This is a genomic window from Klebsiella scottii (genome assembly GCF_036561945.1).
GTDB classification, from domain to species: domain Bacteria; phylum Pseudomonadota; class Gammaproteobacteria; order Enterobacterales; family Enterobacteriaceae; genus Klebsiella; species Klebsiella scottii.
Window position 1 is genome coordinate 604,739 of the sequence record NZ_JARXNI010000020.1, and the last position, 22,926, is coordinate 627,664.

The window sequence follows — 22,926 nt, forward strand, 5'->3', positions numbered from 1 at the left end:
CGCATGTCAGCAACCGTATCCTCACCGAAGGCATCTTTCCCGCGCTATGCGGGTAGCCGGCCCTACGTCTCATCACGATCTTCTGTCGGCCTTCCGTTTACTGACCGCTTAATTGCCGTTCTTAGCTTTGCGCACTGCGTTAATAACCGACAAAATAATCGATTGAGAATGCAGAAAATCTGCCGGGAAGATGCAATCAAAAATTCCCAGGCGGCGCTTGTCATACCGATTATCCGACGTTTATCCCCTAAACCGGCCCTGTTTTTGCCAGATTTGCTCCAGCGTGCGGTTGCATTAGCGACTTTACCGCCGGCAAGGACAGAAAGTAAAAAGTAGAAAAACCAGCGTATATGCTTTTGTTCGGAAGATGCGCTGACTTTCTTCGTTTCACTAGCAATTCTTTTTTGTAAAAGGACTAACGTTGGAATAATACATTCGTTCGCAACGATCGTTTGGTGGTGAGAATAATCATAAAAATTCTTTGGCGGATCGCTGATTAAACAATAAACGGACGGTGTCCTTACACAATCGTACGAGCCAGGGCCATTTTGACAGGTTGCTTGATTATATGTATCAAGCTCCTCGCGGATTTTTTTGGCAGTATTATTGTCGGCATCTCTGTTATAAATAATGTAGATTTCGCGGGTTGTTTTCGGCACCAGCGCGAGAATTAATTTATCATTGTAGGTGGCATATTCTGCCAACTCTTGCCGCATACGATGAGCCCAGGCACACGATGCCAAATTTAGCTTTTCTTGAGCACAATGCCGATCGTACTGGCGAAGCTGATCTGCCAGATAGGTGCTTGCCTGTTGGAACTGTTGAGTGTCATCCTGCAGGTGCCGTTGATTCTCTCCAGCGCCGGTATCAGCAACAAAAAATACCGCTGCGACAATTGCCATTGAGTACCAAACATGATCGTAGAAATGGCGAAATCGGTCCTGTAAGCTAAAGATATCCGTAAGAATGATAAATAAGTTCCAGCCGGTAATTAATCCCATGATGAGCAGGCAGGTCATGCCCACCGCGCTACCTAAATAGCCTGCACCCCAGACGTTATAAATCTCTGGCAAGAATTGAATTTTAGGCCAATACCCTAAGACCGAAAGCGTTCCCGGAACGCACCAAATAAATACCCCAGCCAGCAATCCTTTCCATCGTCCAACGCAGTAGGCGGCGACCATAGAAAAAACAAAAAGCAACATCAAATATATCAACAGAAAGAAAACTAAAAACCCGATACCATATTGGATATCAAAGGCCGTGATCATGGCATAGCCGCTGGAATCGATTGCTAGAGGTGTAACAAGGGATATTCCTGTGGCATCTAACGTTTGCTGGATGTTATAGGCAACACCAATAATAAATATTACGTATGGGATTGTGAAGGTTACCATCATTTCGCTCTCCTGCTCTTTCCTGATATCTTCAGGGCCCCTTTGAAACCGCAGCGGCAGCGGCCTGTAGGCAATCCTGCTCTGGATTGTGAACAAGGGTCAACCAATCGCGAAAAAAATCACATCGCAAAGAATACTTCATCTTTGGCTCTTAATAAGCGTTCCATTTAAGGCGAAAAATTTAGTTTTTGGGGGTCAAATGAGAGAGACAAACATTGCATTTAGTCCGCGAAGCTATATTTAAAAAGCCCGCTTAAGTTTTCTTCAGCGGGCTTTTTTGTCGTTTGCCGCTTTCTCAACCCAGAGCATTAAATTTCCCTGCGCGCTGACCCGCCAGGCCCCGGCAGCGCCGTGCCAGCCCTGGGCCGCAGCGCGCCTGTTTTTACGAGCGCGGCTCGTTGCCCGCGTTCTCATCTTTCCCGCGTCGGGCGTCGAACTGCAGCAGCCTCCCGGTATTCAGCAGTACCAGCAGCGTGCTGAGATTGTGCAATATCGCCGCCACCAGGGCTCCCGCCGCGCCGAGCAGCCCCATCGCCGCGGCAATCACGATTAAAATGGTCCAGCCAAGGCCGATAAATACGTTGACCCGCAGGGTGGCGCGGCACTGGCGGCTGAGCCTTACCGCCAGCGGCAGGCGGCGTAAGTCGCTGCCGGTCAGCACCACGTCGGCGGAAGCCAGCGCGATATCGGCGCCGTTGCTGCCCATCGCGATACCGACGGCGCCGGCCTTGAGCGCCAGCGCATCGTTGATCCCGTCGCCAACCACCATCGGGCGCCACCCTTCACTGACGGCCCGCTGCACCTGCTGCAGCTTTTCGGCCGGAAGAACTTCGGCCGCCAGCTCGCCAATTCCCGTCCGTTGGGCCACGCGCTGCGCGACGGCCAGGCGATCGCCGGTCAGCAGCAGGAAGCGGCCGATGCCGAGATTTTGCAGCATCCCGATGGCCTCCGGCGCCTCGGGGCGGATCGTATCGTCGAGCAGCAGCCAGCCGAGAAAAACGCCGCCTTCAGCGATACCGACCGTCGGGCCATCGTGGTCGGGGAGCGGCGCGACGTCGATCTGATAGCGGTCGAATAGCTCTCTTCGTCCCAGCAGCGCCCGGCCGGCATCGGTGGTGGCGACGACCCCCAAACCCTGAATCTCCTCCACGTCCCGCAGCGGGATCTCTTCATCTGTCGGAAGCGCGCCGACCATCGCCCGGCTCACCGGGTGATTACTTGCGGCGCCCAGCGCCGAGGCCAGCCGCAGCAGAGATTCGCGCGGGCGCGAGGTTGCCGGAACCACGTCGACCAGCCGCAGCCGCCCCTGGGTCAGGGTGCCGGTTTTATCAATAATGACCGCATCAACGTCCGCCAGCTCTTCAAGAAAGGCCGCGTTGCGGATCAGGATGCCGTGCCGGGCGGCCACCGCGATCCCCGCCATCGAGGTGGCCGGGGCGGAGAGCACCAGGGCGCAGGGGCAGGCCGCGACCAGCACCGCCAGCATCGCCTGGCTGTCGTAGGTCAAAAACCAGGTCGTCGCGGCGATCAGCAGCACGAGGATCAGATAATGTCCGGCGTAGCGTTCCAGCATTCGGGTGATGGGCGGTTTTGCCCGCTCGGCGTCCTGCATCAGCGCCAGCACTTTCCCGAGGGTGGAGTGCTCGCCCGTATGGGTAATCTCGACGCGCAGCAGGCCGTTGAGGTTCAGCGTTCCGCCGAAGACCGACATTCCGGGGCAGACCTCCGCCGGGACCGATTCACCGGTAATGGACGCCACGTCGAGGCTGGCATTACCGGAGAGGATCTTCCCGTCGGCGGGAATTTGATCGCCTGGACGAACTTCAACCACGTCGCCGGGGCGCAGCTGCTGGCTGCCGATATTTTCCAGCGCTCCGTCCTGGCGCAGGCGTCTCGCGCGGCTATGCGCCAGCTTGCTCAGGCCGGCGATGGCCTGGCGGGTGCCCATGACGCTGCGCTCTTCCAGAATGTGGCCGAAAATCATGATCACCGGCAGCAGCGCGGCGGTCATCAGATCGCCCAGCGCCCACGCGCCCAGCATCGCCAGCACGATCAGCAGGTCGGTCACCCCGTGGAGATCCGGATGCAGCAGGCTGTGCCAGCCCGCCCGGAATACCGGCACGGCAACCAGCAGCCAGGCAACGGCGGCCAGAATATCGCCGATCGCCGGCTGATCCGGCGCGACGGCGCGCCAGAGCAGGCTGAGCAACAGCAGCCCGATGGTTATCATCGCCAGCGTCAGCCGGCGCGCCATCCGCCGCTGCTCCGCAGGAGTCTGGAGATGTTGGCTAAAGTGAATATGTCCGTGGCTGCACGACTGGCTCATGGTGATTTCTCGCTGGCCGGCGGCGTGGCCGGCTGGGGGGGAAGGCCCTGAAGGATCAGGCGGCTGTCGTCTCCGGGGGCGACGGTAATAACCTGTCCCGCCTGCGACAGAATGCGGCTGACCGCGTCGCGCCACAGGCGTAGAAGCAATCCGCCGTCGCTCCCGTCGCGCCGGGTTTGCGCCAGCTGCAGGATGGTTCGGGTATCAACGCTGGCCTTCGCTAGGGTTTCCTGACGGCTGGCTTGCGCCTGCTGAATGGTGCGATCCGCCTGCTGCTGCGCCTGCTGGCTCAGCAGCGTGGCCGCGGTGCGCGCGCTGGCGATCTCCTTATCTGCCTGCTGGCTGGCGGTGAGCACGGCGTTGAAGGCCGCCACCGCGTTCGCCGGCAGCGATGAAACGATATCGACACGCTCAATGACGATGCCCGGATCGTTGCCGCCGGCGGCCATCTGCGCCAGGCTTTGTGCCATGTTGTGTCTGAAGTCGGTGCGCAGGCGGATACGCTCCTCCGCCGAGTGGCGATCGTTCTGCGGGGTTTCCGGTCTGGCAACCAGAATCGCGTCCAGACCGCGCTCCATGCAGACGACCGCGGCGGCGCGTTCGGTCAGGCGATCGATCAGCGGCTCGATATGCGGACGCTGTAGCGCGAAGCGGATCGGGTCGCTGACCCGCCAGAATACGCGGACATCCAGCTGCACCACGCCTTCATCGCCGGTTAAAAGATAGCCCGCTCCGGCGCCGGCATCGCCGTCCCGCTCCCAGTTGTTGATCCGCTCCAGCTGCTGGTCGCGGCGCAGCACCGCCACGTCCCGTTCGAGAATGCGTTCGGCGGCCGGCACCAGTTCGATGCTGTTGACGGGATGCGGCCAGGCGAACAGCAGCCCCGCGTTCGCCACGCGGATCGGCCTGCCAAACTGAAAGACCACCGCCCGGCTGTCGGGGGCGACCGGATGGATACAGGAGAACAGCCACGCGCCGGCGGCAAGAATAGCCGCGCCATACAGCGTAAAGAAGGCGATGCGGTATGACTGTCCCCAGGGCGTTGAGCCAGGCGATGCTGAGGTCATGGCTGCTGCGTCCCGGTCAACGGCGTGGGGCCCTGCACCAGGGTGCGGAACGGCTCCGCATCGGTACGCAGCACCAGGCGGGTGCTGGCGTTAACAATCGTGCTGAGCGTATCCAGCGAACGCAGGAGGTCATACAGCTGCGGGTCGCTGGCCCGCGCCTTGCCGTAGATGCCGGCCGCGTCGCGCTGGGCATCGGCGCTAATGGCCGCCGCTTTCACCGCGGCGTCGGCCTGCAGAATGCGCGCATCGCGATCCGCCCGGGAATGAATTTCCGCAGCCTGACGTTTGCCTTCGGCGGTGCGTTCGGTGGCGATGGTTTCGCGCTCGGCGCGCATGCGATCCACCGTGGCGTTCAGCGTGACGGCCGGTAGGGTCAGGCGCTCGATCCCGGTCTGGATCAGTTCAATGCCGTAGCTTTTCAGCAGCTGGGCCTGCAGCTGCGACTGCAACTGGCTCTCCAGCTGGGCTATTTTGACTTTGTTAGCGTCGACGTTAACGATATCCGACAGCGCGTAGTTGCTGGCGGTGGTCTCCAGCGCGGAGCCGATAAAGGTGCGGATTTGGCGGGCGGCCTCGTCCGGCTGGTTCTGCACGGCGCGAATAAAGCGCAGCACGTTGTCGTTATCGGGTTTGACCTTCCAGATAACCCAGGCCTGCACCAGCACCCGTAATCCGTCGCGGGTGCCCACGTCCTGCAGGCCGCTGGAGGTGGAGCGAATGCGCAGATCGACGTCCAGCGGCGTTTCAAAAGGCGCCGGCAGCCGCCATGACAGGCCGGGGGCGAGCAGGACGCGTACCGGATCGCCAAAGCGGGTCACCACGGTGGCGCTCCCGGCGCGGACTTCCAGCAGGCAGGCGGTTAATACCGCCAGCGTGACCAGAAATGCCGCCACGCCGAGGCGAATGCCGCGCCTGCGGCGCAGCGGGGCAGGCGGAGAGATCTGCCGCTTAACGGCATTCGGGGCTACGTGGGTGGCGGTTATCGCGCGGATCTTCATGGTGTGCTGGCCTTCTGTGGGGCGGTACTGTCGGATAAAGCGGGATACTGACGGAGATCGAGCACCGGTTCGCTGGTCCCCTGAAGATGGTTATCGAGGATCAGCAGCGGAGTATGGGCCAGCGCCTGGCTCAAAATGTGATAGCGTCGCTCGGTAATAAACGCCTCTCCCGCCTGCTGCCACGCCTGCTGTTCCGCAGAGAAGGTCACCGCGGCGGCCCGCGCCCGCGACCGGTTTTCGGCGGCGGAGGCCTCGGCGTTATTCAGGCCGGTCAGGGCGTTACGCTGCGCTTCGCGGCCGACCTTCTCCGCATAGCCCTGTTCGCGCGCGATCAGCGCATTTGCCGCGATTTGCGCGGCCTGCACCCCGTGATAGGCGTTGGCCGCTCCGGCGGGGGGATGAATGGCCTCTATGCGGGTGAACAGCAGCTCCACGCCGGTATTGAGGGTCGTAAGACGCTGCTGGATTTGCTGGCTGAGCGCGGTAGCCAGCGTCGCCCGCTGCTCATCAAGCAGTTCATCGAGCTGCTTGCTGGCAAACTGGGTCACCAGTATCTGACGGGCGATGCTGCGAATCATCACCGCCAGGTCTTCGGTCTGATACTGGCTGTTAAGCGCATCCCGATCGCTGAGGCCAATGCGCCAGATCACGCGGATATCCATATTCACTATCTGGAAATTCTGCTTGTCCATAGCGGCGCTGGCGATGACCTGGGACTGGTCCGTGGCGTGGCTGCTATCCCAGAGCCGCCAGCTGCTCTGCGGTGCCGGGCCTTCTGCGGCGTCGTTGGGCTGGAGATCCGCCTGCGCGGCTTCGGCGATATCGCTGAGCTGGAGTTCATGCACCGCGCCGTTCTCGACGGCGACCACCCGGCCAAAGGGCCAGGGCAGCCCGGCGTGCAGGCCGGGAGCCAGAACGGCGATCGGGCGGCCAAAACGCTCATATATCCCGCGCTGATGCAGCTGCACCTCCGTCAGCCCGCTGAGCAGCCAGCCCAGCGCGGCGATCCCCGCGGTCACCGGTAAAAGCCGGCTGCCCATCAGACGAAACGCCTGAATCTGGCGCAGATCGACGCCAAAGCGCTGCTGAAATGAGTCCAGCGCGCGCAGCAGCGGCCGCGGCGGCCACTGATACAGCCCGGCGAGCAGGCTGCGGGTCAGAAAGCGGGGGGCGGCGTTCGGCGGGAGGGGAGAGGCCATCGCGGTCAGGGCGCGCAGCACATACTCCAGCGCAACCAGCAGTATCATCAGGCTCGCCAGCTTAATACCCCACAGCGCGGGCGCGGGGAAAGCCATCGCCGCCAGCAGCGAGAGGGTGAGCAGCAGCAAGAGGCTGAGCATGAAGCGAGCGAAGCTCACGTGCTGCTGCTGATGAGGCCAGTCGCGAAGGAGGCGGAAGCTGAGCATGCGTTCGAGCAGCAGCAGCGTAAAACAGAGCAGAATAAAGAAAGCGACGGCGATCAGCCGCGGGGCATCGGCCTGGTCAACGGACCGGTCATCCGCGATATTGGCGATGGCAAAGGCGCCGGCCAGCGCGGCGGCGATCAGGGTGGTCGCCAGATGCTGATGGAAATGGCGGAGCCAGGCCTGCACGTTTTCCGGCAGCGCGCGACGCAGAAGAGTCGGCTCTTCCTCCGCGCTATTGGCGGACGGCGAGTCCTGCATCCCGCCGCCTTCGCAGCGTAACGCGTTTTCCACAAACGCCAGCGCGACCAGCACCGCGGCGAGCATCAGGCGCGTCACGGGCAGCCAGAACCCCGTGACGGAAAACAGCTGCAGGAAGAGATAAATCGCGCCGGAGATAGCGAGAAGGCAGTACAGAATAGCCTGTGCGATAAGCAAACGTCGGCTTCGCGAAGTGACCCGAGGGCGACTCTCGGGTGAGGGGGGCTGCGCCATAGACTCTCCAGTTGATCCGTCCTTGCCCCCTCAACCCGGGCAAACGATCTGCTGAGGTTACCGCTGAGACGAAGAACCGATGGTGTTATATGATAACATCCGCAATATAAACAAAGCGCTCCGTCCTGGATAGCCTGCGACCCGCGTAAAGCTGGATGTTATATTGTAACAATGTATTTATTGTGCAATATACCGCTGGCGCCGAATGGGCGCTGTGGTAGGGTTTTCGCATCAATAACTGGCCCGGGACGCGTTTCAGATATGAAAATTTATCGCATAGTACTTTTATCCGTTGCCTTTAGTTCCCCGGCGGCCTATGCCTTCCAGGCTAAAAGCGCGGCTTCTGCGGAGGTAAGCGCCTCCCAGCTGAAAAAGGCGGAAGAGAGCATCGTCAGCAATTTCTATAGCCACAACGACGCCGGTTTTCAGACCTCAATATTGGGGACCTGCAGCGCGACGCCGGTCCCCGGCTGCCACTGCGCCTTCTGCACGATGCTGCGCGGCGGGGCGTAACCAGCCTTTCTCCTCAGGGCCTTAGTGGTTATTGTTGATAGCTGGTTGAGGGGGACTCGCGGACAATAGCGTCGCATTACCCCTTTTAACCCGCAGAGAAAGCTGATGTTTAAACTAATTTATCTGGCCGCCATTATGGCCATGCTGTCAGGATGTTCGGGCTTTATCGATAAGGTCAAAAATACCGAACTGAAAGAGGAATATTTCTCCGCCAGCGTAGAACGCACCCAGGAATGTCTGCAGTATCAGTCACTCCGCCATCAATTTTATCTTGAGCAAGACGATCCGCTGCCCAACGGCGATAAAAGATATAATCTTCTGAGAGACCACGATGCGGTGGCGAATATCGACATGGGTAAATCGGGCAAAAAGACGCTGGTCAATTTCTTCTATGACAAAAGAGACGGGCAGGTACAAGGCGCGCTGTCTGACATCATCCATCAGTGCCACCGCGACCTGGATTAGCTTCTCCGCCCGCGGCGGGGGATAAACGCCGCGCGGGCCGGGCCGCGATCGCCTCCTCTCAGGAGGCGTGAAGGGTGAAAGGAGGGATCGTTTTACCATCCACGGTCATGCCGGCGAAAGCGAGCATCGGCGCCAGGGTGGCGTTGTTTTCGGCCGGGAAGTTGAGCCTCGGCTGCGAAACCTCGCTGAGCCTGGCGATCTGCCCGGCCGACAGCCTGACCTCAAGCGAGTCGAGGTTGGTTTTCAGCTGATCGAGCCGCCGGGCGCCAATCAGCGTGGCGCTGACCCCCGCCTGCGACCTGACCCACGCCAGCGCCACCGCCGCCGGGCTGACGTTAAGCGCCGAGGCGATCTCAACCACCGTGTCGATAACATCGTAGTCCGCCGGCGACGGCATGCCGACCATGCCGCTGCGGCGGGTGTCGACGCTGCCTTCGCCGTTGCGCCTGAATTTACCGCTCAGGAAGCCGCTTTTGAGCGGTGACCAGGGCATAATCCCCATGCCCATCTCCTGCGCCAGCGGGAACAGTTCCCCTTCGCCGGTTCGCTCCAGCAGGGAGTATTCGAGCTGCAGCGCAATAACCGGCGCCCAGCCGCGAAAGCGGGCGATGGTCTGCGCTTCGGCGGTTTTCCACGCCGGAATATCTGAGAAGCCGATATAGCGAATTTTGCCGGCGGTGACCAGATCGTCGAGCCCGCGCAGCGTCTCTTCAATCGGCGCGCCCCGGTCCCAGTTATGCAGCCAGTAGATATCGATATAGTCGCTCTGCAGGCGTTTTAGCGAGGCCTCGCACTGCTGAATCAGCGCCTTGCGCCCCGCGCCGCCGCCGTTTGGATCGCCGGGAAAGAGGTTGCAGTAAAATTTTGTGCCCAGCACCAGCTCATCGCGTCGCACCGCGTGGTGCTTTATATAGTCGCCGACAATCTGCTCCGAATGACCGGCGGTGTAGATATTGGCGGTATCGACAAAGTTGCCGCCGCGGCTTCGGTACTCATCGAGCATGGCAAACGATTCCTGCGGGCTGGCGCCCCAGCCAAACTCTTCGCCAAAGGTCATGGTGCCGAGGCAGTACGGGCTGACCCGTAGCCCGGAGCGTCCCAGGGTAATGTAGTGATTAAGCGGCATAGCGTTCTCCTGCGGGTGAAAAAATTATTGTCCGATCATCCTGAGCGAAAGGTCCCACAGGCGCCCGGCCTGCAGGGGGTCTATCGCCCAGCGGCGCACGCCGCTGACGTCGGGGCTATCGTCGGCGACCGGCGACGATATGTCGCAGTCCGCGCAGTACACCCCGCCCATTCCGGCCAGCTGCGGGCTGGTGGCCGCCCACAGGCTCGTCGCCGCGCCCTGAGCCACGGTTTTCAGGGGCGAAGGTACAAAGTCCGGCCCAACCTGCGCCGCCTGGGCGACGGCCGCCTTCTCCTCCGCGCTCATAAAGCGGCTCAGCCCGGTAGCGGGGATCCTGCCGGGATGTACCGCAAAAGCGCGAATGCCCAACGGCTCGCCGAGTCGGTCGAGATGTACGGCAAACAGGGCGTTGGCCGTTTTCGACTGGCCGTAGGCCCGCCAGGGATCGTAGGGCCGCTGGCGGTAGTGGATATCGTCGAAGCAGACCGCGGAATAGCGGTGCCCGAGGGATGACAGCGCCACGACGCGCGCGCTCCCCGAGGCGACGAGCGCGTCCCAAAGCCGCAGCGTCAGCTGAAAATGGCCGAGATGGTTGGTGGAAAACTGCGATTCGAACCCGCGGGCGTCGCGGGAGAGCGGCGGGGCCATAATACCGGCGTTATTCAGCAGAATATCGACGGCGTCGGTTTCGGCGAGCGCGGCGCTGGCGAAGCGGTCAATGGAGTCCGGATCCAGCAGATCCAGCGGCAGCACGATGGCGTCCGGCATACCGGCAAGGGCGGATCGGGCCGCTGCCACATCGCGGGCGGGAACGATGATTCTGGCGCCGGCGGAGCGCAACGCCCTGACGGTTTCCAGACCAATTCCCGCGTGACCGCCCGTGACGATGGCGCATTTTCCGCTGAGGTCGACGTGACGCATGACCTCCTCGGGGGTAGAGGTTGCGCTGAAGCCTGAAACAACAGGAGACTGAGGGGTGAGCATAGCTGTTCTCCGGGACGAAGGGGGTTGTCACATGGTAGAGTGCCGTCACCGTACGATGAAGCCGTGAAAGTGCTATTTTTATGCGTAATAGTTCAAATATAAGCGTTGACCCGCTATCGGACCTGCTCGATTTCCTGCAGGTGCGCTGCGATCTCTCCGGCCGCCTGGTGGCCGGCGGGGCCTGGGCGCGGCGTTTCGCCAACCTCGACTCGATTAAGTTTTGTGCGGTAACGCAGGGGCGCTGCTGGTATTTGCTCGATGACATGCCGGCTCCGCTGCTGGCGGAGAGCGGCGACGTGCTGATTACCAACGGCACGCGTACCCTGACGCTGGCCAGCGCGGCCGAATTGCTACCCGATGCCGGGCAGGCGCCGATCGAACGCGACGACGACGATCGGTATCGCCTGGGGCAGGGAGAGGATTTCACCATGCTCGGCGGCAAAGTGCGGCTTGATGCCGATCGCCAGGCGCTGCTGTTGAGCGGGCTGCCGCCGCTGATCCACGTGCGCGGCGGCGCGGCCGAAGCAGAACCGCTCTCCTGGCTGCTCAGGCAACTGGTGGTCGAAATGAAAAGCAGCCGTCCCGGACGCTCAAGCATGGTGGCCGGGCTGACCCAGCTGCTCTTTACCCAGACGCTGCGCGCCTGGCTTGCCGACGCGCCGGCGGACGATAAGGGATGGCTGAAGGGCTTTGCCGACCCGCGGCTCTCCATCGTGCTCAGCTGCATTCACGGCGACCCCTCCCGCAGCTGGACCCTGCAGGCGCTGGCAAAAAGCGCCGGGATGTCGAGAACTTCGCTGGCGGTGCGGTTTCGCGAAAAAATTGGGGTCCCGCCGCTGGCTTATTTAACCCAGTGGCGCATGTACCTGGCGCGGCGCGAGCTGCTGGCGGGGGCGGCGATCGCCGAGGTGGCCGCAAAGGTAGGGTACGCTTCCGAAAGCGCGTTCAGCAGCGCCTTTAAGCGGGTGATGGCCGTGGCTCCCGGACATTATCGCCGGGATAGGTTGGTGGAGGATGCAGACCCGGCGGCCTCCGGCGATCCGCATGGCGGTGATTTTTAGCCGTCGCCCCGGCAGGAGGCTATTTCGCGACCGGCCCGGTCCGCATCGGCGAGGGGATCGGTAGGATCGACAAGTAGATCGCCTTCAGCCCGTCAGCGTTGCTGGTGCCGATGGGCCTGGCATCGGGACAGCAGCTGTTGATATTGCTGCGGGGTATCAACGTCCCAATGAATGCCGCTTTCCTGCACGCCGACGGTTTGGCTACCGAACTGATGAACGACCGTTTTGAGGTTATCGTCGGCTCCGGCAGAGCCTATTTTTTCAATAATCGAAAACGGCAGCAGCACCGGGTGGCCCCGACCCTGCTGATACTCCGGGATAAGGCACGTCTCCCGGCGCTGGCGCCACAACGAAGCATAAACGCCGGCGCCTGCTGCCGGCATATCGCCTAAGGCGATAAAAAAATGCCGCGCTTTAATATGCTTCACCCCGGCCTGGATGGATGAAAACATGCCTTCCTGATAGCTGGCGTTATGAACCAGCTCAATATCGGGATGATGCGCATAGCGCTGATGCAGCTCGGCCCCTCTGAAGCCGGTCACCAGGATAACCCGATCGCAGAAGGAGAGCGCATCGGCGATGGCGCTGTCCAGGACGGTGCCCTTTCCCCAGGGCAACATCATTTTCCAGGTACCCATCCTGGTTGACATTCCGGCGGCAAGAATCAAACACTCTTTAACAGGCATACGCCCTCCGCGAGTATCGGCGCCCCCGGATATCAACGCGTCCGGGGAGCGCCTCAAACTCAAGCCTTCAGTATTGCTTTTATCGAGGTGATAATTGGCTGATAGCCGGTGCAGCGGCAGAGATTCCCCTCCAGAGCTTCACAAATTTCGCTATCGGTAGGCTGAGGATTTTGATCTAACAAGGCCTTAGTGCTCATCAGTACCCCCGGCGTGCAGAAGCCGCACTGCACTCCGCCGTGGCGCACGAACGCATTCTGCAGCTTTTTCCCGACGGCATCATGCTGCAGCGCCTCAATTGTGGTGATTTCCGCGCCGTGGCACTGCGCGGCCAGCAGAAGGCACGAGCAGACCGACTTTTCATTCATGATTACCGTGCAGGCCCCGCACTCCCCGACGGAACAACCCTCCTTGGTGCCGGTTAGCCGCAGCTCTTCCCGCAGAAAATCCAGCAGGCGGGTGTTATCGTCCACTTCGCGACTGATGCGAATACCATTGACCTTCAGCTCAATTCGGTTCATTTTTTGCCACCTTCTGCTCTGCCAGCGTTTCCTGCATCATTTGTCGGAACATATCTTCAAATACCGGTATTTTGTAAGGGGCAGACCAGCGTCCGCCTATCGCCTGATGCATTATTTTGTTCAGCGCCTGCGTCGCGTCCTCAATTCGCTTCTCATCGAGGACGAACCCCGTCAGGCAGGACTCAACCTCCGTCAGCCGTTGCGGCTTGCTGAGCAGGGCGCCATCAACCAGGCGGCAGAGCGCCAGGGTGCCATCGCCAGAAAATGCGAATACGCCCGTCAGGCTTTGCCGGGTGATATTCAGCGCGTTGCGGCGTCCCAGCTGTAAATACCGCTGCTGTGAGAGCTGCGCGGGCGGGGCAGGTAATATGACCCTGGTGACTATTTCTCCTGGATTCAGCGCTGTGCGGTAGCCGCCGACGATAAAGTCGCTGAGGGCTATCTGGCGCAGGCCGGTACGGCTGCGCAGCTCCAGCCTGGCGTCATAGATAATGAGCGGCGGAACCGAGTCGGCGCAGGGCGCGGCGTTGACGATATTCCCGCCGACGGTGGCCTGGTTGCGAAGCTGGAGAGAGCCAATAGTTTTGCAGGCCGTGACCAGCAGCGGGTAGCGCGCCCTAATCAGCGGGTGCCTGACCAAATCGGTAAAACAGACGCCTGAGCCGATAATCAGCTCGTCGTTGGCCTCTTCAATCTGCTTCAGCTCCTGAAGCCCCGCAATATTGACCAGCCCGACCTCGTCGGTTTTTAGCCGCGCCTGTACCAGTACGTCGGTCCCCCCGGCGATGGGCCGGCTATTTTCCTGCGCCAGCATCAGCAGCGCTTCGTCCAGATTTTTCGGCGTCGCCATCCGCAGCGTATTGAGGCGCAGAACCTGCTTATGCTCCGCTCCCTCCGCCATGAGTTCGCTCTGGCGCTCGGGTTTTTTCAGGTTATAGCCCAAACGGACGCGCTCAAGGGTAAGGGGAAGCTGGCGGTTCCGTTTCTCCAGGGCGAAGCAGACCGCGTTATTAAGCGCCGCCGCTCCCAGCTCAAGGACCGGCTCGCCGATGACCTTGGCGCCTAAAGGCCCGGCGTTGTCGTGGTTTTCGACGGCGATAATATCGATATTGGGCATATCCTGGATTGTGGGCAGCAGATAGGTGTCAAAATTCTCTGATTTCACCGCTCCGTTTTCGGTATTGAAATCCTCCAGCATGCCGTATCCCACCATTCCCTGCAGCACGCCGCCGTACACCTGACCGGCAAAGCCGACGGGATTTATCACCTTACCCACATCGTGGGCGGCGACGACGTTATTGATAGCGATCTTGCCGGTGCGGGTATCCAGCGCAATATCGGCGATCTGGCAGCCGTACACCCAGGTGAAATAGGGGCTGCCGCAGCCTTTTTCCTCATCCCAGTGAATAGCCGGCGCCACGTGCCAGCCGTAGGAGGAGAGATTGGCGCCCGTCGCCCGGGTCAAATCAACGACTTCCTGAAAAGTCAGGGCGGTTTGCGGTTTGTGACGATTGAAGACCTTCCCTTCCTGCCACACCAGGTCGTCTATACCGGCGGCCTCAAGCCGCTGGCTGATGGCGTTGGCCATCCGTTTTTTGATTTTATTGGCGGCGCTCAGGATGGCCTGTCCGCCCATTAGCGTGCCGCGGGAGGCGACGGTAGAGCCGCCGTCGGCAATCATCGAGGTGGCAGGCTCAGAGAACATCACCCGATCCAGGCCGATACCGAAGGCATCGGCGGTAATCAGCGACATGGTGGTTTGCAAACCCTGGCCGTTTTCAGAGACGGAGGTTGAAATGTTGATGCTGCCATCGGCGTTCACCTGCATCAGCGCCGATGAGGCATCCAGGCCCTCCGCGCCGAGGGAGCATCCGCGGTGGCTGAGCGCCAGGCCGATACCGTAGCGCACCGGCCCGCCCTCGGCGTTGAGCTTGCTATAGTGCTCGCGCCTGGCGACGAACTCCGCTTTCGCCATAGCTTTTTCGAGGACTTCCTGTGCGGAGACCGTATGATTATCAAATACCTGTCCGGCCATGCTGGTATCGCCCTGGCGGAGAATATTGCGCAGGCGCAGTTCGACCGGAGAGAGACCCATCGCCTCGGCGACTTCGTCCATCAGCGATTCGTTGGCAAAAATAACCTGGGGAGCGCCGTAGCCGCGATAGGCGGAAGTGTAGTTATTGTTGGTATAGACCCCCGTCACATCGACCCGCACGTTGGGAATGTTATACGGCCCGGCGGCCTGCACCGAACTGCGCCAGGTCACGAACATGGTCTGCCCGGAGTAGCTGCCGCCATCGGCGATAATATCGACCTTAATCGCCTGGATGCGGGCCTCATCATCGAGGCCAATCTTGTACTTCATCTTATAGGGATGGCGTTTATAGCTCTCCCGCATCGACTGTTCCCGATTGTAGGAGATCTTGACCGGGCGGCCGGTAAGATGCGCCAGCAGGGCGGCGCGGCAGGCAATATTGTCGATAATATCGTCTTTTCCGCCAAACGAACCGCCCAGTATCGAGCGTTTGACGTTAACGCGCGACTGCGCAAGGCCGAGGTATTTTGCCACGATACCGCGAATCCGGTGGGCGTTCTGAATCGAGCCGCTAATGGTCATCACCTGCTCGTTGCTATCGATCCAGGCGGTAATGGATTCCGGTTCTATATAGCCATGTTCCTGAAACCCCACCTCGTACTCGCGTTCGAAAATATGCGTAGAGGCGGCAAAGCCGCTGTCGATGTCGCCCTTGACGGTGTGGTGGTGATTAATAATGTTGCTGTCGAGCTCGCTATGAATTAAGCGGGCTCCGGGTTTCATGGCCTCTTCTGGCGAAACGATGGGCTGCCAGGGCGTATAGGTAATCGCGATCTTCTCCGCCGCCAGGCACGCCGCTTCATAAGTTTCTGCGGCGACGACCGCAATCACATCCCCGCGATAAGCAATCTCATCGCGAATGATCGGCGGATAGTCGGGAATGATAACGCCGAGGCTCTTCTCGCCGGGAATATCCTCCCACGTGGCAATGCGTACCACGCCAGGAACGTTTCTCGCCGCAGATAAGTCGAGAGAGTCAATGCGTCCTGCAGGAATATCGACAAAACGACAAACGCCGTACAGCATATTTGCCATTTTAATATCATCGCCGTAAATAGCCTTGCCGCTCACCTTGGCCAGGCCATCAACGCGCGCGACTTCATTGCCAACCAGCGTAGTGGTCATATTTTTCTCCGTTTCCAGGGTCCTGTCCCTTGTACGAACGACGCCCGACGGATGGTGTCACCGTAGGTCGCACTGCCGCAGCTGCGGGTCGTGTCTGTTTGCGCGGCATAACGGTCGTAAAGACGTTTTTTGCCTATCTGGCGAGAAGTAGCAATAGATATGCCAGCTCAAGGGAAAGGGATTTTCGCGGGTGCCAACTGTGACGCCGATCGAGTTTATTGGCGAAACGACGCTGCCTGCGCGGGAGGCCGTTGCCGCTATCGTCGGGTGATTATCATCTGCGGGGCGATAATTATTATCATAATGATAGATAGCCTTCCGGCATCGGGATTAGGCGCGTGGTGATAACAGGGTGGGGCGGCTCGCGGGTTTTTCAGGCGATCCGTGCCCCCGCGCGCCGGACCGCGCGCGGGGGAGTGCAGGGAGGGAAACTAGCGGAACGGCGGTTCGTTGAAGGTGCGCAGCTTGCGCGAATGCATATGATCGCCTTCGGCCCGCAGGAGATCGATAGCCTTAATGCCAATCTGCAAATGTTCTGAAATCGCCCCTTCGTAAAAACGGTTGGCCTGGCCGGGCAGCTTTATCTCACCGTGCAGCGGTTTATCCGATACGCACAGCAGCGTGCCGTACGGGACGCGGAAGCGGTAGCCCTGGGCGGCGATAGTCGCGCTTTCCATATCGATAGCGACGGCGCGGCTGAGGTTGAAGCGCAGCGCCGAGGCTGAATAACGCAGCTCCCAGTTGCGGTCATCGGTAGTAACTACCGTACCGGTGCGCAGCCGCTGTTTAACCTCTTCGCCCGGCATGCCGCTGATCTGCTTGGTGGCGTCGTAGAGCGCGCGCTGGACCTCGGCGATGCTGGGGATCGGGATATCCGGCGGCAGCACCGCATCGAGCACGTGGTCATCGCGCAGATAGGCGTGCGCCAGCACGTAGTCGCCAATGGTCTGGCTTTCACGCAGGCCGCCGCAGTGGCCAATCATCAGCCACACGTCAGGGCGTAGCACCGCCAGATGATCGCAGATATTTTTGGCGTTAGAGGGGCCGACGCCGATGTTAATCAAGGTGATCCCCTGACCATCTTTGGTGATCAGGTGCCAGGCGGGCATCTGATGCTTTTTCCATGCCAGATCGGAAACGGCCTGCTCCGGGGCTTCGGTGTCCGCGGTGATCCAGATCCCGCCGGCGCAGGAGAGCGCGATATAGGGACTGTCGGGATCGAGGATCTGGCTGCAGCCCCAGCGCACGAACTCATCCACATAGCGGGTGTAGTTGGTGAACAGCACGTAGGGCTGGAAATGATCGACCGGCGTTCCGGTGTAGTGGCGCAGGCGGGCCAGGGAGAAATCGACGCGTCGGGCATCGAAGTGAGAAAGCGGGTGGTTTTCGGTCGGGTGGAATATCCCGTCGGCGGTTTCATCACCAATCTGCGACAGTTCGGTAGTCGGGAAATGGCGGGTCAGGCCTGCGCTCATCGAGCGGTCAAGGGTCAGCGCGGAACCGTCAATCACGTAAGGGTAGGGGATTTCATGCTGCGAAAGCCCAACGCTGATGTGCGCGCCATAGTCCTCATACAGCAGGGTTAGCTGTTCGAGAAGATAGGCGCGAAAGAGCTTAGGATTGGTAATGGTGGTGGTGTAGCAACCGGCGTGGGTGAAGCGGCCCCAGGCGCGGGTTTTGAGGGCCTTGTGATCGGCGCCATCCCACGAAACGGACAGCAGCGGATAGACAAATAGCCCCTGGGCGCGGATGGTATTGTCAGGGAGCACGTTATGGTTGATGTACTCGCCAATGGCTTTACGTAGCGCATTGACCGACTGCTCATACTGCGTTTCTAGCTGGCTCAGCGCTTGTTCCGGGGTCAGACTGGCGGCCTTGTGGTTCATCATTCGCTCCTTGTTTCAGGTCTGCTGACGTGTTCGATAGTATGTCACAGACGGAAAAGAGCGAAGGGGAATTTCACCGGCGGAGCGATGAAAATACTGCAAATAGAAACAGTTGATGATTATTTCCGGCGGCTATCTGCTCGCGGAATATGTGCTATCCGCCCAGCGTTCGGGGCTGAAGTGCGTCGCCTTTTTCACCTTCAGGGTCATCGCGGGATTATCGTTGATACCGTACCGCGCGTTTGCCTGCGGCGTGAGCTTATCGCCGACCTTCAGGCGGCAGCGGCAGGCCTCAATCTCGGCAATAATCAGCAGCTGACCGCTTTGTAAAACCACGCGGGTCGTTTCTGCGCAGACCTTTTTTACCCACCACTCCATCTATTTTTCCCTGGCCTGTAATATTCCCGGCGATAATTGTCTTTTGCTCCTCTTCTGACAATAAGAATAGCCCTTCGGTTTAGTCTATGTTTAAAAAGCATCTCGCAGGCTTTAATAACTCAGATATCCATGCACGAACGCGCAGACGGTCGTTATCTACAGCAAAGGAAATGGACAGTGATATGGCAATGATGCGCTTTACCCGACACCTGAATAAAGCTGGTTTGAAAGTCGCCTCGCTGGCGAAAAAAATCGCCGTTGGCCTGCTTATCGTTATTAGCGTTTTTTTTGCCGGACGTATTTACGAAACCCAGCGCGGGCCTGCGCTGCATTCGTGGCACACCTGGTCCGCCGATGAAATGTCGGCGGCTGAGATTGACCGCACGACCTTCGCCGGATACCTGGCGCGGGAAGGGGCTATTTTTCAGGAGATGAAGACCCAGCTAACCGATGCGCTGCATGATGATGAAAAAACGCCGCTCAATCGCTTTTATGCGCAAAGCGAGGTCTACCCGGAAAAGTTTCAGCCTAACTGGAACCGCTCCTTCGTGCTGCTGCCTGAGGGAAAGCCGCGCGGCGCCGCGGTGCTGCTTCATGGGCTGACGGACTCGCCGTACAGCGTGCGCTATCTGGCCAAAGCCTATCAGCAGCAGGGGTTCGTGGCGGTGGTGCCGAGGCTGCCGGGACACGGCACCGCGCCGGGATCGCTGACCGCCGTTGACTGGCAGGCGTGGATGGCGACGGCGCGGCTGGCGGTTCGCGAAGCGACGCGGCTGGGCGGGCCGAACGCGCCGCTGCACGTTATCGGCTACTCCAACGGCGGCGCGCTGGCGCTGAAGTATGCGCTCGACGCGCTGGACGATAGCACTTTGCCCGAGCCGCAGCAGATCGTCCTGCTGTCGCCGATGATCGGGGTGACCGCTTTTGCCCGCTTTGCCGGGCTGACGGGGCTACCGGCGGTGTTTCCGGCCTTTGCCAGGGCGGCCTGGCTGAACGTGGTGCCCGAGTTCAACCCTTATAAGTACAACTCGTTTCCGGTGAAGGCGGCCCGCCAGTCGTGGCTGTTAACCCAGGCGCTGCAGGATCAAATTGTCCAGGCCTCCCGCAGCCGGCGGCTTGCCGCGCTGCCGCCGGTGCTGACCTTTCAGTCGGTGATGGACTCCACGGTCAGCACCCGGGCGGTGGTGGATTCGCTGTATCGCTACCTGCCGGAAAACGGCAGCGAGCTGGTGATTTTTGATATCAACCAGGCCGCGAACCTGCGGGCGCTGTTTCGACCGGCGCTCTACTCCGCGGTCAGCGCGCTCCTGCCGCCAGCGCCGCGCCGCTATAGCACCACGGTGATTACCAACGCCTCGCCCACGACCTATGAGACGGTGGCCCGTACCACGCCGGCGGGAGAAAAAGAGGAGCGGGTGACGCCGCTGAACCTGGCGTGGCCGCAGGATATGTATTCGCTCTCGCACGTCGCGGTGCCGTTCCCGCTGAACGACTCCCTGTACGGCCGCGAGCCGACGGAGAAGAACCGTTACGGTATTAGCATCGGTACCATTTCGCTTCGCGGCGAGACCTCCACCCTGAGCGTCGGGCTGGATACGCTGATGCGCGTGACCTCCAACCCGTTCTTCCCGTTTATGATGGATCGCATTGACCAGCGCATTGGCTGCGGCTTCCAGCCTGACGTGCGGGCCTGCCTGCAGCCGACCGGGGGCTCAAAATAGCGAGACGTGCATTAGGGTGCGAACCGCGATGCCAACCATGGCGCCAGGCGCGACAAAGCGGAACAGGCGGACAAACCGCGAGCTGACGCCAAGAAAAATGCCGATTCCCGGGAGATCGAAGGTCTGAATCAGCAGCCCGGCGGAGGCGTTTATCTGGCTGGCGGTGACCTTGCCCTGCTGCAGTAATTCAGAGATAACGCCAAAGTAGGCCGTTCCGCCGGCCACGCATTTGACCAGCGCCGGCAGGACAAAGTTTTCCGGGATATGCAGCCACAGCAGCAGCGGCATCAGCAGGCGCTGCAGCATTTCAATCAGGCCGGCAGCCTGCACCAGCCCGACGATGGTGAGCGACAGGATCAGCATCGGCACGGCGCCGAGGGCAAGACGAATCGCATCGGAGCCGGCGCTGTTGATAACGGAAATGATCCCCTGGCTATTTTGCTCCGCGTTGGGGAGCGCTTCCGCACGGGCGTTCTCGAGGGTCGATAGCCGGCGGCCGGTGAAATACCACGTTGCCGCGGCCGCGCACAGCCCGCCAACAATCGAAATGATTATCGAGGCCATCCAGTGCAGGCCGAAGGGGGCGAGGGGGTAGAAGACGTTGCCTTGACCCATCGCAAAGACCATCGCCAGGGTTGCAGCCATCTGCCGGTCCGAGACGCCGCGTTTATCCATAATCGACAGGGTTGCCAGCGGGGCGGCAAAGCTGACGAAATTCATCTGAATCAGGGCAAAAGCGCTCATCCCGGTTAAACCAAACGGCTTGAGCAACGGCGCGACCCAGCGGACGATAACATCGAGCACCCCGCGAACTTCCAGATACTTCATGATGATCAGCATCACCACCATAATGGGCAGCAGGGTATAAAGCGCGACGTTAACCGAGGATTTCCCCGCCGACATAATAATGCTTATGACATCCATTTATTTTTTCAGCACCGCATGCAAAACCATTAATTAGCATCATGATAATCCCCGCTGCCGGGAAATGATACGATCTGCCGCTATTGGCAGTCGCCCCTGCCGGTTGTTATATATACTCATCATAAGGGGCGCGTATTACCGGTAAAATGCCGCCACGACATTTGCAAAGCGTGTTTACTGTTCCCAGAATGAATAACCAGCGGAAATTATCTTTAAGGAAAAGCCTATGCAACGTTGTCGGCTGATAGTGTGGGGAACCCTGATTATTTTTGCCTCCGCGGCGCGGGCGGAAGAAGGCGTTTACGGCGAGCAGCGCATCAGCGGCTGGTGGGACTGGCTAAAAAATGATGTCTCGCAAACCTGGAATCAGCCGCAAAACTATGACCTGTATCTGCCGTTTCTCAGCTGGCACAACCGCTTAACCTACGATAAAGAGAAAACGGATAACTACAACGAGATGCCCTGGGGCGGCGGCTTCGGCCTCTCCCGCTATCATGATGACGGCGACTGGAGCTCGCTGTACGCCATGATGTTTAAGGATTCGCATAACAAGTGGCAGCCGATCGTCGGCTACGGCTGGGAGAAGGGCTGGTATCTGGATAGCCGCCGCGATTTCCGCCTTGGCCTCGGCGTGACCGCCGGGATCACCGCTCGCGATGATTTCGCTAATTACGTGCCGCTACCGATTATTCTGCCGCTATTTTCCGCGAGCTATCGGCGGCTTAGCGTGCAGTTCACCTATATTCCCGGCACCTACAATAACGGCAACGTCCTGTTTGCCTGGCTACGCTATGGTTTTTAAACCCGAAGCCAGGCCGGGCCGGGAGGCTTAAAGGGTGATCACTTTTTTGGCGACCGGGTTGGATAACGCCAGCATCGAAATCAGTACCGAGGCGACAAACGTCAGGGCAATCAGCATTAATTTTGTGGTCAGCGAACCGATTGGGATAAGGGCGCTCAGGAGATGAAAAATTGAGTAATGGAGGATATAGACCCCGGTCATCGTTTTGCTGATTGCCGCCAGAATACTCTCTTTAAACTCGCTGTTTTTACGGAAACGGACGCCGTTGGCCGCAATAACCAGCGCGACCACCAGAATATAAATTTGCGAACCGGTGAGGATGAACGCATTTCTGTCGGCCTTGAACAGGGCGAAAAAGAAATGGCGCTCGTAAAACCAGGTGAAAAGATAAATAAATGGTATGGCAAACATCGCGGCTTTGACCACCTTATCGCGGTTCAGCCAGCGCACCACCAGCGGGTCGCTGAACAGCTGGCCGGTTAAATAGAACAACAGCCAGGTCCACAGGCGATACTGCGGCGCCAGGCTCAGCGCATGAACGTTGGGATAGAGGGCCGCCAGCAGGTCGTAGCCATAGGAGAAAAGCAGGAGGACAAACACTACGCCAAAAAAGAGCCTTCTGCGCTGGCTTAGCCACTCGATCAGCGGGTGGAAGGTATAAATCACAATAAAGGCGAAGACGAACCACGGCTGAATAAGATAGCCGCGCTGGTAGGGCTCCCAGAGGTAGTAAATCGTCATCCAGAAAAGAAAGACGATCACCACGCTTTTAATTTTCCCCATCTGCCAGCGCGCGCTGTGCCGGGACTGAGCGTCGAGATAGCCCGCCACCACAAAAAATAGCGGCGTGGCGATGGTCGAGATAAACGTCAGAAAGCCGAGGATCCAGTGATAATCGTAATCATACAGATCCCAGGTGTTATAGATGGTAAAGAACGTTACCGCCGTCATGCATC

At 59.7% G+C, this 22,926-nt stretch carries 19 protein-coding genes; 5 read left to right on the plus strand and 14 right to left on the minus strand.

Going from position 1 to position 22,926, the window contains the following annotated elements; translation table 11 throughout:
• Positions 1-62: 62 nt before the first annotated feature.
• From QFI97_RS10520 to hflK, 5 genes are all read right to left on the minus strand, one after another.
• Positions 63-1,400, minus strand: coding sequence for an ATP synthase subunit B family protein (locus QFI97_RS10520; RefSeq protein ID WP_346431102.1), 1,338 nt, complete (start codon positions 1,398-1,400; stop codon positions 63-65).
• A gap of 379 nt (positions 1,401-1,779) precedes the next feature.
• Positions 1,780-3,723, minus strand: coding sequence for a heavy metal translocating P-type ATPase (locus tag QFI97_RS10525; protein ID WP_346431103.1), 1,944 nt, complete (start codon positions 3,721-3,723; stop codon positions 1,780-1,782).
• The gene (locus QFI97_RS10530; RefSeq protein ID WP_346431104.1) at positions 3,720-4,790 is read right to left on the minus strand and encodes an SPFH domain-containing protein; all 1,071 of its coding nucleotides are present in this window, start codon (positions 4,788-4,790) and stop codon (positions 3,720-3,722) included. Before QFI97_RS10530 ends, QFI97_RS10525 begins: the two co-directional genes overlap by 4 nt.
• The gene (locus tag QFI97_RS10535) at positions 4,787-5,788 is read right to left on the minus strand and encodes an SPFH domain-containing protein (protein ID WP_095101147.1); all 1,002 of its coding nucleotides are present in this window, start codon (positions 5,786-5,788) and stop codon (positions 4,787-4,789) included. Before QFI97_RS10535 ends, QFI97_RS10530 begins: the two co-directional genes overlap by 4 nt.
• Positions 5,785-7,686 (minus strand): protease modulator HflK, encoded by a 1,902-nt coding sequence (hflK, locus tag QFI97_RS10540; protein WP_346431105.1) that lies wholly within the window; start codon positions 7,684-7,686, stop codon positions 5,785-5,787. The genes QFI97_RS10535 and hflK overlap by 4 nt, the downstream gene beginning before the upstream one ends.
• Before the next feature lie 261 nt (positions 7,687-7,947).
• On the opposite strand from hflK, the gene QFI97_RS10545 reads away from it, so the two are divergent.
• The gene (locus tag QFI97_RS10545) at positions 7,948-8,199 is read left to right on the plus strand and encodes a hypothetical protein (RefSeq protein WP_095101151.1); all 252 of its coding nucleotides are present in this window, start codon (positions 7,948-7,950) and stop codon (positions 8,197-8,199) included.
• A gap of 105 nt (positions 8,200-8,304) precedes the next feature.
• Positions 8,305-8,664, plus strand: a complete 360-nt coding sequence (locus tag QFI97_RS10550; protein ID WP_095101153.1) for a hypothetical protein — start codon at positions 8,305-8,307, stop codon at positions 8,662-8,664.
• Between the two features lie 58 nt (positions 8,665-8,722).
• Here QFI97_RS10550 and QFI97_RS10555 read toward each other — a convergent pair whose 3' ends face one another.
• A complete protein-coding gene (locus QFI97_RS10555) occupies positions 8,723-9,790 on the minus strand; it encodes an aldo/keto reductase (RefSeq protein WP_346431106.1) in 1,068 nt (355 codons plus the stop codon).
• Between the two features lie 24 nt (positions 9,791-9,814).
• Positions 9,815-10,774 (minus strand): oxidoreductase, encoded by a 960-nt coding sequence (locus QFI97_RS10560; protein WP_095101157.1) that lies wholly within the window; start codon positions 10,772-10,774, stop codon positions 9,815-9,817.
• Between the two features lie 80 nt (positions 10,775-10,854).
• On the opposite strand from QFI97_RS10560, the gene QFI97_RS10565 reads away from it, so the two are divergent.
• Positions 10,855-11,835 (plus strand): AraC family transcriptional regulator, encoded by a 981-nt coding sequence (locus QFI97_RS10565; protein ID WP_346431107.1) that lies wholly within the window; start codon positions 10,855-10,857, stop codon positions 11,833-11,835.
• Between the two features lie 92 nt (positions 11,836-11,927).
• Here QFI97_RS10565 and QFI97_RS10570 read toward each other — a convergent pair whose 3' ends face one another.
• The 5 genes from QFI97_RS10570 to QFI97_RS10590 form a co-directional block, all read right to left on the minus strand.
• The gene (locus QFI97_RS10570; RefSeq protein ID WP_346431108.1) at positions 11,928-12,521 is read right to left on the minus strand and encodes an NTP transferase domain-containing protein; all 594 of its coding nucleotides are present in this window, start codon (positions 12,519-12,521) and stop codon (positions 11,928-11,930) included.
• Between the two features lie 59 nt (positions 12,522-12,580).
• Positions 12,581-13,039, minus strand: coding sequence for a (2Fe-2S)-binding protein (locus tag QFI97_RS10575; protein WP_095101161.1), 459 nt, complete (start codon positions 13,037-13,039; stop codon positions 12,581-12,583).
• Positions 13,026-16,259, minus strand: a complete 3,234-nt coding sequence (locus tag QFI97_RS10580; protein WP_346431109.1) for a molybdopterin cofactor-binding domain-containing protein — start codon at positions 16,257-16,259, stop codon at positions 13,026-13,028. The genes QFI97_RS10575 and QFI97_RS10580 overlap by 14 nt, the downstream gene beginning before the upstream one ends.
• A gap of 431 nt (positions 16,260-16,690) precedes the next feature.
• A complete protein-coding gene (locus QFI97_RS10585) occupies positions 16,691-18,145 on the minus strand; it encodes an AMP nucleosidase (protein ID WP_095101165.1) in 1,455 nt (484 codons plus the stop codon).
• Positions 18,146-18,277: 132 nt separating this feature from the next.
• On the minus strand, positions 18,278-18,523 hold the full coding sequence (locus QFI97_RS10590; protein WP_095101167.1) for a histidine kinase: 246 nt from the start codon (positions 18,521-18,523) through the stop codon (positions 18,278-18,280).
• Positions 18,524-18,711: 188 nt separating this feature from the next.
• On the opposite strand from QFI97_RS10590, the gene QFI97_RS10595 reads away from it, so the two are divergent.
• Complete coding sequence (locus QFI97_RS10595) at positions 18,712-20,244, plus strand: alpha/beta hydrolase (RefSeq protein ID WP_438943441.1); 1,533 nt, start codon at positions 18,712-18,714, stop codon at positions 20,242-20,244.
• On the opposite strand, the gene QFI97_RS10600 is transcribed toward QFI97_RS10595, so the two are convergent.
• The gene (locus QFI97_RS10600) at positions 20,236-21,168 is read right to left on the minus strand and encodes a nucleoside recognition domain-containing protein (RefSeq protein ID WP_095101169.1); all 933 of its coding nucleotides are present in this window, start codon (positions 21,166-21,168) and stop codon (positions 20,236-20,238) included. The genes QFI97_RS10595 and QFI97_RS10600 overlap by 9 nt on opposite strands.
• Before the next feature lie 226 nt (positions 21,169-21,394).
• Here QFI97_RS10600 and pagP point away from each other — a divergent pair, with 226 nt between their 5' ends.
• Positions 21,395-21,970, plus strand: coding sequence for a lipid IV(A) palmitoyltransferase PagP (gene pagP, locus QFI97_RS10605; RefSeq protein ID WP_095101171.1), 576 nt, complete (start codon positions 21,395-21,397; stop codon positions 21,968-21,970).
• A 27-nt stretch (positions 21,971-21,997) separates the two neighbouring features.
• Here pagP and QFI97_RS10610 read toward each other — a convergent pair whose 3' ends face one another.
• Positions 21,998-22,921: an acyltransferase gene (locus QFI97_RS10610; RefSeq protein ID WP_189339878.1), complete on the minus strand. Its 924-nt coding sequence runs from the start codon at positions 22,919-22,921 to the stop codon at positions 21,998-22,000.
• Positions 22,922-22,926: the final 5 nt, after the last annotated feature.

Excerpts from the sequence above, each read along its gene's own strand:
- pagP (WP_095101171.1), top strand. The coding sequence starts at position 21,395 with ATGCAACGTTGTCGGCTGATAGTGTGGGGAACCCTGATTATTTTTGCC.
- QFI97_RS10555 (WP_346431106.1), bottom strand. The coding sequence starts at position 9,790 with ATGCCGCTTAATCACTACATTACCCTGGGACGCTCCGGGCTACGGGTC.
- QFI97_RS10545 (WP_095101151.1), top strand. The coding sequence starts at position 7,948 with ATGAAAATTTATCGCATAGTACTTTTATCCGTTGCCTTTAGTTCCCCG.
- QFI97_RS10560 (WP_095101157.1), bottom strand. The coding sequence starts at position 10,774 with ATGCTCACCCCTCAGTCTCCTGTTGTTTCAGGCTTCAGCGCAACCTCT.
- QFI97_RS10590 (WP_095101167.1), bottom strand. The coding sequence starts at position 18,523 with ATGGAGTGGTGGGTAAAAAAGGTCTGCGCAGAAACGACCCGCGTGGTT.
- QFI97_RS10580 (WP_346431109.1), bottom strand. The coding sequence starts at position 16,259 with ATGACCACTACGCTGGTTGGCAATGAAGTCGCGCGCGTTGATGGCCTG.
- QFI97_RS10535 (WP_095101147.1), bottom strand. The coding sequence starts at position 5,788 with ATGAAGATCCGCGCGATAACCGCCACCCACGTAGCCCCGAATGCCGTT.
- QFI97_RS10575 (WP_095101161.1), bottom strand. The coding sequence starts at position 13,039 with ATGAACCGAATTGAGCTGAAGGTCAATGGTATTCGCATCAGTCGCGAA.
- QFI97_RS10565 (WP_346431107.1), top strand. The coding sequence starts at position 10,855 with ATGCGTAATAGTTCAAATATAAGCGTTGACCCGCTATCGGACCTGCTC.
- QFI97_RS10530 (WP_346431104.1), bottom strand. The coding sequence starts at position 4,790 with ATGACCTCAGCATCGCCTGGCTCAACGCCCTGGGGACAGTCATACCGC.
- QFI97_RS10595 (WP_438943441.1), top strand. The coding sequence starts at position 18,712 with ATGATGCGCTTTACCCGACACCTGAATAAAGCTGGTTTGAAAGTCGCC.
- QFI97_RS10550 (WP_095101153.1), top strand. The coding sequence starts at position 8,305 with ATGTTTAAACTAATTTATCTGGCCGCCATTATGGCCATGCTGTCAGGA.
- hflK (WP_346431105.1), bottom strand. The coding sequence starts at position 7,686 with ATGGCGCAGCCCCCCTCACCCGAGAGTCGCCCTCGGGTCACTTCGCGA.
- QFI97_RS10570 (WP_346431108.1), bottom strand. The coding sequence starts at position 12,521 with ATGCCTGTTAAAGAGTGTTTGATTCTTGCCGCCGGAATGTCAACCAGG.
- QFI97_RS10600 (WP_095101169.1), bottom strand. The coding sequence starts at position 21,168 with ATGGATGTCATAAGCATTATTATGTCGGCGGGGAAATCCTCGGTTAAC.
- QFI97_RS10610 (WP_189339878.1), bottom strand. The coding sequence starts at position 22,921 with ATGACGGCGGTAACGTTCTTTACCATCTATAACACCTGGGATCTGTAT.
- QFI97_RS10585 (WP_095101165.1), bottom strand. The coding sequence starts at position 18,145 with ATGAACCACAAGGCCGCCAGTCTGACCCCGGAACAAGCGCTGAGCCAG.
- QFI97_RS10520 (WP_346431102.1), bottom strand. The coding sequence starts at position 1,400 with ATGATGGTAACCTTCACAATCCCATACGTAATATTTATTATTGGTGTT.
- QFI97_RS10525 (WP_346431103.1), bottom strand. The coding sequence starts at position 3,723 with ATGAGCCAGTCGTGCAGCCACGGACATATTCACTTTAGCCAACATCTC.